This window comes from Halochromatium sp., from assembly GCF_046541315.1.
Lineage (GTDB): Bacteria > Pseudomonadota > Gammaproteobacteria > Chromatiales > Chromatiaceae > Lamprobacter.
On sequence record NZ_JBKHDN010000108.1, the window covers coordinates 1 to 9,104 of the forward strand.

Annotated in this window: 7 protein-coding genes and 1 pseudogene; 3 read left to right on the forward strand and 5 right to left on the reverse strand. The window is 66.6% G+C overall.

The window, feature by feature from the left end; all coding sequences use genetic code 11:
* From ACLFQI_RS08565 to ftsH, 3 genes are all read right to left on the reverse strand, one after another.
* Positions 1-563: endonuclease/exonuclease/phosphatase family protein (locus ACLFQI_RS08565; protein ID WP_410758495.1), on the reverse strand; the 563-nt coding region annotated here is incomplete at its 3' end.
* Positions 556-2,769, reverse strand: a complete 2,214-nt coding sequence (locus ACLFQI_RS08570; protein ID WP_410758497.1) for a VTT domain-containing protein — start codon at positions 2,767-2,769, stop codon at positions 556-558. The genes ACLFQI_RS08565 and ACLFQI_RS08570, both read right to left, overlap by 8 nt.
* Positions 2,770-2,821: 52 nt before the next feature.
* Positions 2,822-4,906 carry an ATP-dependent zinc metalloprotease FtsH gene (ftsH, locus tag ACLFQI_RS08575; protein WP_410758499.1) on the reverse strand — a complete coding sequence of 695 codons (2,085 nt, stop codon included), beginning with the start codon at positions 4,904-4,906 and terminating at the stop codon, positions 2,822-2,824.
* A 432-nt stretch (positions 4,907-5,338) separates the two neighbouring features.
* Between ftsH and ACLFQI_RS08580 the strand changes: the two genes are divergently transcribed.
* From ACLFQI_RS08580 to ACLFQI_RS08590, 3 genes and pseudogenes are all read left to right on the forward strand, one after another.
* Positions 5,339-5,581: an acetyltransferase gene (locus ACLFQI_RS08580; protein ID WP_410758501.1), complete on the forward strand. Its 243-nt coding sequence runs from the start codon at positions 5,339-5,341 to the stop codon at positions 5,579-5,581.
* Positions 5,582-5,812: 231 nt separating this feature from the next.
* On the forward strand, positions 5,813-6,544 hold the full coding sequence (locus tag ACLFQI_RS08585; protein ID WP_410758503.1) for a hypothetical protein: 732 nt from the start codon (positions 5,813-5,815) through the stop codon (positions 6,542-6,544).
* Positions 6,545-6,623: 79 nt separating this feature from the next.
* Positions 6,624-6,767 (forward strand): annotated as a pseudogene (locus ACLFQI_RS08590) (sigma 54-interacting transcriptional regulator); the annotation flags it as partial.
* Positions 6,768-6,800: 33 nt separating this feature from the next.
* Here ACLFQI_RS08590 and ACLFQI_RS08595 read toward each other — a convergent pair.
* Complete coding sequence (locus tag ACLFQI_RS08595) at positions 6,801-7,526, reverse strand: BON domain-containing protein (protein WP_410758504.1); 726 nt, start codon at positions 7,524-7,526, stop codon at positions 6,801-6,803.
* Between the two features lie 472 nt (positions 7,527-7,998).
* Positions 7,999-8,385 carry a DUF1523 family protein gene (locus tag ACLFQI_RS08600; protein WP_410758506.1) on the reverse strand — a complete coding sequence of 129 codons (387 nt, stop codon included), beginning with the start codon at positions 8,383-8,385 and terminating at the stop codon, positions 7,999-8,001.
* Positions 8,386-9,104: the final 719 nt, after the last annotated feature.

A 9,104-nucleotide genomic window follows, 5' to 3' on the forward strand; every position in this document is an offset into this window, starting at 1 on the left:
TCAGGCACTGGGTCAGGCGCCAACCCGGCCGGCAGAGGGTCGTCGAGGGCCGTGGTGATGCGTGCGATTTGGCGTTGGCGTTCCCGGGCCCGCAGTCCGAGGTGGGTCGCCAGACAGCGTAGGATCGGGCTCGCGGGCTCGGCGCCGAGCGCCAGCCGCGCATCGATGAGCCCCCGCGGTTCGCAGCCCGGTTGGCTGAGATCGAGCAGGCGGTGCCCGCTGATCGGGAATCGGGTCAGCAGCAGATTGCCATAGTGATGCGGTCCGCGCCGCATGGTATGTCCAAGCAGCGCGCGATAGCCGTGCTCGGACAGACGCCGCAGCAGGAGGAGCGGCTCGGAGCGCGCCGGGGTTTCGACCTCTTGCAGCGCCACGATGTCGGCGTCGAGCGCGGCGATGGTCTCGGCGATGCGAAGCGGATCGCAGCGCCGGTCGCCACCGACGGCACGATGGATGTTGTAGGTCGTGACGACGATCCGCACGCTCGCAGCCGTGCGCGCGCGGTGCGGGAGCGGGTCGAGCGCGCGCGGGGCGGGCCCTGCGGCGTCAGCACCGTCAGCCATTGGCGCGCACCAGCCAGCGGCCGAGCCAGACGAGCCCAATGAGCGACAAGACGCCGGCGACGATCAGTGCCAGCGAGCGCATATCGGCGCGGCCGAAGAGGGTCAGCACGCCTTCGGCGAACGCTGCCATCGCAATCACGCCCGGCGCCATGCCGAGCGCCGTGCCGATCACATAGTCGCGGAAACGCACCCGCATGGCGCCAGCGATCAGGTTGAGCACCGCGAAGGGGGCGACGGGAACGATGCGCAAGGTCGTCACCGCCAGGATCCCGCGGTGGGTCAGGCGGCGGCGCAGATCGGCGAGCCGCCCGCCCAGGCTGGCCTCGACCGCGCGGGCGCCGGTATAACGCCCGATGCCGTAGCCAGCGATCGCCGACAGGATCGAGCTGCCGAGCGCGACCAGCGCGCCGCTGACGGGTTCGAACACCAGCATCGTCACCAGGATCAACAGCGTGACCGGGATCGCCGCCAGGCTCGCCAGCACGAACAAGGCCGTGGCGACCGGCACGCCCCAGAGCGAGTCGCTCAGCGCGCGCGCCGATTCGGCCATGACTTCTGGTTGCAGCCAGTCGCCGACCGCTGTCCAGCGCCAGATTGCCGCGAGCACGACGAACAGCAACAGTGTGCCGATACCGATGTAGGTCCGCCAGCGCGCGTGCGGCTTGTGTTCCTTGCCCACCACCACCTCGCTGAGCAGATCGGCGGACAGCGGCCGGTCCGGATCGATCAGCCGCTCATCAGGGAGCTGGCGGTCCCATTCGGGATCGAGTTCGTCGGCGAGGGGCTCGAGGCTGCGCTCGGGTCTGGTCCCGGCCACGTCCGCATTGGCCACGCGTTCCCTGAGCTGGGCGATCGCCCGCCCGGCGGTCCCCGTCTCGGCCTCGAGGCTGGCGATCGTGTGCGGCTCGACCGCCTGGAACATCGCCATCAGGCGCTGACGCAGGCGCCGGATCGCCGCGCCAACGGCATCGCTGTCGGCGACCAGGCAGAGGTCGCATTCGCTGTCGAGACCCATCGAACGGTTGCTCAGATTGGACGAGCCAAGGCGCAGAATCCGGTCATCGGCGATCATCAGCTTGGCATGGACCATCAGGCTGGCGTCGCCAAGCCCCGCGACCGCGGGGTAGAACACCTGCAGGCGCTGGTGCCGGTCCGCTTGGCGCAGATCCTTGAGCAGTCGGGTTCGGATCAGATCCATGGTGTGCTGCTCCAGCCAATGGCCGGTCTCGCGCGGCACGATCAGGATGATCTCGGGGCCCTGCGGTCGTTCGAGGGACTGCCGCAGGGCCTCGGCGATGCGGCGCGAGGTCAGGTATTGGTTCTCGATGTAGAGCAGTTCCTGCGCGCAGCCGATCATGTCCAAATAGAGCTGTTCCGACTCCCGGACCTCGGGCTGTCCATCGAAGCGGGGCAGGGTGCGCGCGATGCCGATCGGGACATCCCGCAGCATGGGGTCCATCCCCGCTGGCCAGGGATCGGTGGCGCGCCGCTGATCGCCTGCCGGCGCGCCGGCCTGCCGCAGCTCGCTCGGCCGAGCGCCGCCGGCGCGCTGCCAGCGATAGGCGAACAGCTCGGCCAGCGCGACCGCCGCGTCGCCGTCGACGAGCATCTGCAGGTCGTGGTAGGGCGGATAGGGGTCGCCATCGGGATCGCGCCGGCGGGGCTCCTCGGCACGGTGCGCGTTGGTGTCCCAGCGCCACTTGCTAATGTCGGAGCCGCCGCAGTAGGCGATGGTGCGATCGATCACGACCAGTTTCTGGTGTTGGCTCGCCATCAGCGGATGGTGCCCGTCCTTGATGAAATGCAGTCGCGGATGGCGCCCGTTGGCATCCTTGCTCCAGGGCGCCTCGCCGAAGAATAGCGGCTCGCGCTCGAGCAGGTAGATCGGCGCGTAGTCCCAAAGCAGGATGAAGACCTCGAGTTCGGGGCGGGTTTCGAGCAGCCGCATGAGCAGGTCGCCGAGCGCGGTCGGCCAGCCGTCGCGCGGGTCCGGCCGGACCAGCTCGACCCGGCTATGGATGTCCCAAGCCGCGATCGCGATCGACCGCCGGGCCGCCAGCAGGCTCGCGCGCAGCATCGCGAAATAGCATTCGCCATCGACACAGATGCCGAGGCGGCGGGCGGTTTCAATGCGCCAGCAGTTTCGGCCCGGTTGGAGTGCGAAGGTCTCCCCGCTGGCGCGGGACTCTGTTGTCTGATGCCGCATCGGACATGATCCCAGGGTGTGAACGTCGCCAATGGATGCTTCGGGCGCTGCTCTATCCGTCTCCATTCAGAATCTCATCGATCTGTTCCCGGCTCAAGGTTTCCGTGTCGAGCAGGCGCTTGGCCAAGCGCTCGAGGCGATCGCGGTGGTCCTCGACGAGCTGGCGTGCCTGCTGCTCGATTGTCTCGATCAGGGTCTTGATCTCGGCGTCGATGCGCTGCGCCGTGGCGTCGCTGAACTTGCGCGTTTGGCCCATGGCCAGCGCCGGCGCCTCCTGATCGTCCGGGTACTTGAGGGCCACCGGCCCGAGCGTCTCGCTCATGCCCCAGCGGCCGACCATGCGCCGCGCGAGTTCGGTGGCCTGCTCGAGATCGGCCTCGGCGCCGGTGGTGACCTCCTCGAAGATCGTCTGCTCGGCGATGCGTCCGCCCAACATCACCCCAATGCGATCGCGTAGGTAACTCTGGCGATAGGTATGGCGTGCCTCGGGCGGGACCTGCTCGGTCGCGCCGAGGGCGCGTCCGCGCGGAATGATGGTGACCTTGTCGAGCGGGTCGGCATGCGGCAGCAGCCAGGCCAGCAGGGCATGGCCCGACTCATGGTAGGCGACCAGCTCGCGCTCCTCGTCACCGATGCTCTGCTCACGCTCGGCGCCGAGCACCAGCTTGTCGCGCGCCTGCGAGAACCGGGCCATGTCGACCGCGTCTTTGCCGGCGCGGCCGGCGAGGAGCGCGGCCTCGTTGACCAGGTTCTCGAGATCGGCGCCGGAGAAGCCGACCGTGCGTTCGGCCACGCGCCGCAGATCGACATCCGCGCCCAAGACGATCTTGCCCGCGTGGATCTTGAGGATCGCGTGGCGGGCGTCGCGGTCGGGTAACTCCAGGTAGACCTTGCGGTCGAATCGCCCCGGGCGCAGCAGGGCGTTATCGAGCACATCGGGCCGATTGGTGGCGGCGAGTACGACGACATCCTCGTGGGGCGCAAAACCATCCATCTCGTTGAGGATCTGATTCAGCGTCTGTTCGCGCTCGTCGTTGCCGCCACCGCCGCTGGCCATGCCGGCACCGCGGGCGCGGCCGATGGCGTCGATCTCATCGATGAACAGCACGCAGGGACTCTGTTTCTTCGCATCGTTGAACAGATCGCGCACGCGCGAGGCGCCGACGCCGACGAACATCTCGACGAACTCCGAGCCGCTGGTGTTGAAGAAGGGGACGCCCGCTTCGCCAGCCACGGCGCGCGCGAGCAGGGTCTTGCCGGTGCCTGGCGGTCCGACCAGCAGGACGCCCTTGGGAAGTTTGGCTCCCAGCGCGCGAAAGCGCCGGGGCTCGGCGAGATGGTCGATGATCTCGTGCAGGTCGGCCTTGGCGTTCTCGAGCCCGGCGACCTCCTCGAGACTGGTGTCGACCTCCTCGGACTGGACGCGCTTGGCCTTGGATTTGCCGATCCCGAAGAGGCCGCCGCCCTGACCATCGCCGGCGCCGCCCATCATGCGTCGCTGCATGCGGTTGCTGAGGTAGAGGAACAGGCCGAGGATCAGCAGCCACGGCAGCAAGGTGATCAGCATACGGCCGAGGATGCCGGGCTCGGTCGGCTCGGCATCGATCTCGACCTCATGCTGTTCGAGCAGGTCCAGGAGTCCCGGGTCTTGCGCTTGCGGCAGTGTGCTGATGAAACGCCGGTCCCGCTGCTCGTTCTCGGCGCCGTCGGTGTCCGTTTTGGCTTCTTCGCTATCGGTCCCCGCATCGGCTCCAGCATCGGCCCCAGAATCGGCTCCAGCTTTGGTGTCGCTCTCGGAACCGGTATCCGCTTCAGCCGTGCTGGCGTCGAACCGCCCGCTCACCTGCTCGCCCTTGAAGGTGATCTGCGCGACGCGACCCTCGCGCACGGCCTGTTTCAGCTCCGTATAGGACAGTTCTTGCGGTACCGGAGAGCGCAACAGGCTCAGCCCCGTGGACAGCGCGAAGATCGCGATCAGCGCGTAGACCGCATTCTGCCAAGGTGGCCCGCCACCAGCGGCACTCGGGCCGGGCGCGGCGGACCGCTTGGAAGGCGGGCGCCGCGCCTTCGGCCGGTCGCTGGCTCCGCGCTTGGTTTCAGCGCGCTTGGCTTCGGATTGTTGTTCAACGCTAGACATCGACTCTCCTGGGCGGTTGTTGTCGGCGGTTCCGGGTCGCGCTTGGCGGTTCCTCCGGGGTCGCTCTTTCGGATCGGATTGCCCCTCCGCTGGTAAGCAGGAATCGCGCCGGGCGCCTGGAGTCTCGATTGCGCCGACGCCGATGCGCCGAGGCCGGGTTGGCCGCTTGCCGATAGCGGTTCAAATGCCGCATCCCTGGGGGCTATGCCCCAGCCCACGCGGCCGCGCCCGGGCCATCGCCCCCTCATTGCGGACTGCTCGCCGGGGTTTCTCTGGGCTGGCCCGATTTCTGCTGTCCTATCGGGATACGCACGACAGGGCCACGCCATACCACAGCGGCGCGGCGGCCCCTGTGCGCGCCGCGCCAGCGCCGACGAAGCGCCGACGAACGGCCAAGCGCTGGCGCATTGGCCCACTGACCCCGGAGGCCCCATGTTTCTCAAGCACACATCCACTGGAAAACTGATGCAGGTCGTTGAGCTGCAGGATCTGATGAATCCGTTGCATGAGCAGGTCGCGGTGCGACTGCACTACGGCGAGGAAGCGCAGGATCCCGAAACCGTCGACAAGCAGGCACTGCAGTTCCCGTCCGGCGAAGCCCTGCCGCGCGCATGGACCGATCCGCACTACCGGGACGAGGAGGTCGAGGCAGCACACTATGATCGCGGCGCTTGACGTCGATGTGGCGCGACCGGGCATCAACGGGGACTGAGCCGCATGCGCTGAGCCACCCTCATGCTGAATCGGTCCGGGTTATGCTAGGTTTAGGATGTGCTAGGTTCAGGATGTGCTGAAAGAGTCACCACTCAAGCCACTCGGACCACTCGGGCCGCTAGAGCAAGGCGCCTGCGGATGAGGAGGCTTGCCGCCCCCGGCCGTTGACCTGTTCGAGGAGACGCAACACTGATGACCACGAGGTTTGGTTCCAACACGCAGCAGGGGCAGGTCGCATCCGTCAGGCTCGATCCGCATCACGAACGCCTGGCCGAGTTAGAGCGCCGCTCGCTGCTCGCGGAGCAAGCGCGAGAGCAGGCGCATCGCCTGCGCTCGCCGCTGAGCGTGATCGAACTGGTCTCGGAGACGATGCAGCTCGAACTCGGGGAGGAACGCAGTCGCGCGGAGCGTCTGCAGCGGGTGCTCGATGCGGTCTCGACCCTGTCGATGAATCTGACCCAGATCGTACGCGCGAATCGTTTCGCGGACGGACCCAAGCGCCCGCTCGATGTCGTCAGGGTCGCCGCAGAGGTCGTCTTCGCGTTTGGCGGTCGTCTGGATGCCGGGGCCTCGATGTATCTCGCAGACGCCGAGCGACCGGCCCAGGATGCGGCGGTCGTCCTGACGGAAGAACAGGGCTTTCGGGCGGCCTTGGTGCATCTGTTGCGACTGATCGGTATCGGCAATGCTTGTAACGGGACCTGCACGCAACACCCGCTGCTCAGCGTCGAGCGGGATCGGCCGGCGCAACGGCTGCGGCTGCGTTTGCTGAGCGAAGGCGAGCCAGACCTGCCAATCCCGGCCGAGCGAGCGGATTACCAGCTGATGCTCAAAGCGGTCGAGCGCGTCGTGCGCGAGAGCGACGGTGCACTGGTGCTCGGCCAGGATCACGCGACCCTTGAGCTGCCGTTAGCCCAAACGTGACGCGCGCCCATCGGCCGAAGGTCATCGGTTGTTAGCGGCCGCTCCTGTGGATCCGATGGGCGTCCCTCGCTCGTCCGTCATGGCGCACGAGGGCACCCTGTTCCTCGACGAGATCGCCGAGATGGATCTCGATCTGCAGACCAAGCTGCTCACCGTGCTCGAGGATCGGCGCCGGCGCCGACTCGGCGGCGAACGCCTGATCGAGGTCGACGTGCAGATCATCGTCCGCACCGCGCTCGCGCGGCGGCCGGCGGCGTCAGGTCAGCTCCCCCGAGATCTCGAGCTGGTTGTCGACGGCCCGCACATGGGGCGCGAACCAGCACAGCGATTCGGCGAGCTGTCGTTTCTTGTCGTCGCTCACGGTCCCGCCGAGGGCCGCTTCGCCGAGCCTCACCTCGACATGAATCGGCTGATCCGCAAGATGCGGATGCTCACGCATCAGCGTCGTCACGGCTTCGGCGACGGCTTGGTCAGGACTCTCGTTCAGCGGGTCGTAGCGGATCAGGTTGCGCACGTCACGGCAGGCATGGGTTTCCCAGGCGACGCCTTCAGCCAGTGCCGCGAGCGATCGCTCCGGCACCCATCCACCCAAATGGACCACCCCTGCGTGGGTGATCGCACCGATCCATGGTTGCTCGAGAGCAGGCGGGCGCTCGCCTGAGTCGATGACGCGGACCTCGCTCAGCATTGGCTCGGCGCGCAAGGTATTGCGCAGCTCGGCGGCGAGGGCGTCATCCGACTCCCGGATGGCCGGCTCGAGCGAGACGTCGTCCTCGACCTCCGCTGTCGCCAAGGTCTCGCGCGCGAGCCGAGTGGCTTTGCGGCGCGCGGCGATCGACGGAACCTCGCCAACGACGCGCCACTGGCAGGCTGGCTCGGTCTCCTTGGGGATGAGATGCAGACGGTCGGTCAGTTCGCCGATGTCCGGGTCGTCTCGCCATGCCTTGCGCACGGCGTCGAGCTGTTCACTCTGATGGGTCATAGGGGTTCGCCTCGGTTCGGTTGCAAGCAGCCGTCATGGGTTGACGGTCAATTGAACAAGCACAGCGCATTCCGGAATCCGATGGCGCCTGAGCTGAAGCGGGGTCAGCGTTCAGCCCCCTCCAAGAATCGGTTCCCAAGAACGCTGAATCAGTGCCTTACGCCAGTTCGAGGGAAAAAACCAAGGGGGCTGAACGCTGACGAAGTGGGTAGCGACGAGCCTTGCGGCATGGTCCCAGAGATCGCGCCAGTGCCCAGCGGGGCAAATAGACCGCAGTCGGGTGAAATCACCACACAGCTGCAAACCCTGGAATCGCGGGCGCGGCGGGATCGGCCACTCGCTCGCGACCACTCGGCATCGCCATTGCCCGATCACTTGGCATCGCCTTTGCGTTGGTATCGCCATTGCTTCAGTGCATAGGGAACACGCTAACCTTGCGCTCGCGCTCAGCCGCTATGAGCCGGCCCGGAGATTAGGAGGACGCCGCCTTGCGGCAACGCTCCGGTGCGTCGATGGAGACGGCGTTGGGAAACATGTTCAACCAAGGAATGCGAAGGCTATAGCCGTTGATGTCGACAGCTTCCTCAGGACACTCCTCGCTCACCTGCCGGGCAACGGATTGCAGCCGAGCGGAGTCGAACTTGAAGTAGGGCGGCAAGAAGCCGGCGTCCTCGTTTCTGAAGATCAAGGTGTCCGACGTGCCCGCCTTGACCGTTTCGATCCGATATTGGACGTCGCGGCCATCGCCTGTGGCGCCGGTGATCTGCACCTCCCAGGATTTCGGGCCCCAGCGGAGATAAAGAAAGCCGAGCACAAGCACGACGAAAACGACAAGGCCAATTTTTAAGTTCTGCTTCATAGGGTTTTGCTCCTTGGGGTGCTAATGAACGGGGAACAATCCGCACGATGTCTTCGATCCTTTGCGCAGCAAGGCCTAGGCCAGACTTTCATGCGATCTCTCTGCGAGCAGGCATTGATCGATGGCCATCAATGACTTGCGATGATGAGTCGATGATGCGCGAGGACACGAGCACGAGCGGTTTGAAGCCGGAACGTCGGAGAACCCGGGGATTGGGAAGCGATTGGGAGGCGACCTGGGGCATTTCGACCGCTGTCTGGCCGATAACCACCACCGCCGACTGGATCCCGATCTCAGGAACTTCGACTCGCCGCAGCGCAGGCAGTCGATGTGCAGCGCTTGCGGTGTTATCCAGCCCACTAAAAGGCCAAGGAAGCGTTGCAGCCGGACAACAGGGATGCCATTGCGGCTTGAAGCCGAGCAGCAGGGTCGGAGATGACCGCGATCGACGCAGCGTCGGTCCGATGCCTCAGCGTCGAGAGCGCCGCCAGCGCGAAGGTGAGCGACTCGGCGACCGGTGTTGCCGGACGTGCGAAGATCGAGCAGGAGGCTGCCGATCGCCACGCCGGCAAACCCGACGAACATGAGGCCGAGGATGATCAGCAGATGATCGGCGACAGCAGCAGCGCGATCACGCCGCCGCCGACGCCGCCGAGCCGACCGAGATCAGGCCGATCAGGCCGACGGCGCGAACGGCCGGCGGGCCTTTGTCCGCCGGC

What these genes read in the sequence shown, in the direction of transcription:
- ACLFQI_RS08585 (WP_410758503.1), top strand. Translation starts at nt 5,813, where the DNA reads ATGACCACGAGGTTTGGTTCCAACACGCAGCAGGGGCAGGTCGCATCC.
- ftsH (WP_410758499.1), bottom strand. Translation starts at nt 4,906, where the DNA reads ATGTCTAGCGTTGAACAACAATCCGAAGCCAAGCGCGCTGAAACCAAG.
- ACLFQI_RS08580 (WP_410758501.1), top strand. Translation starts at nt 5,339, where the DNA reads ATGTTTCTCAAGCACACATCCACTGGAAAACTGATGCAGGTCGTTGAG.
- ACLFQI_RS08570 (WP_410758497.1), bottom strand. Translation starts at nt 2,769, where the DNA reads ATGCGGCATCAGACAACAGAGTCCCGCGCCAGCGGGGAGACCTTCGCA.
- ACLFQI_RS08600 (WP_410758506.1), bottom strand. Translation starts at nt 8,385, where the DNA reads ATGAAGCAGAACTTAAAAATTGGCCTTGTCGTTTTCGTCGTGCTTGTG.
- ACLFQI_RS08595 (WP_410758504.1), bottom strand. Translation starts at nt 7,526, where the DNA reads ATGACCCATCAGAGTGAACAGCTCGACGCCGTGCGCAAGGCATGGCGA.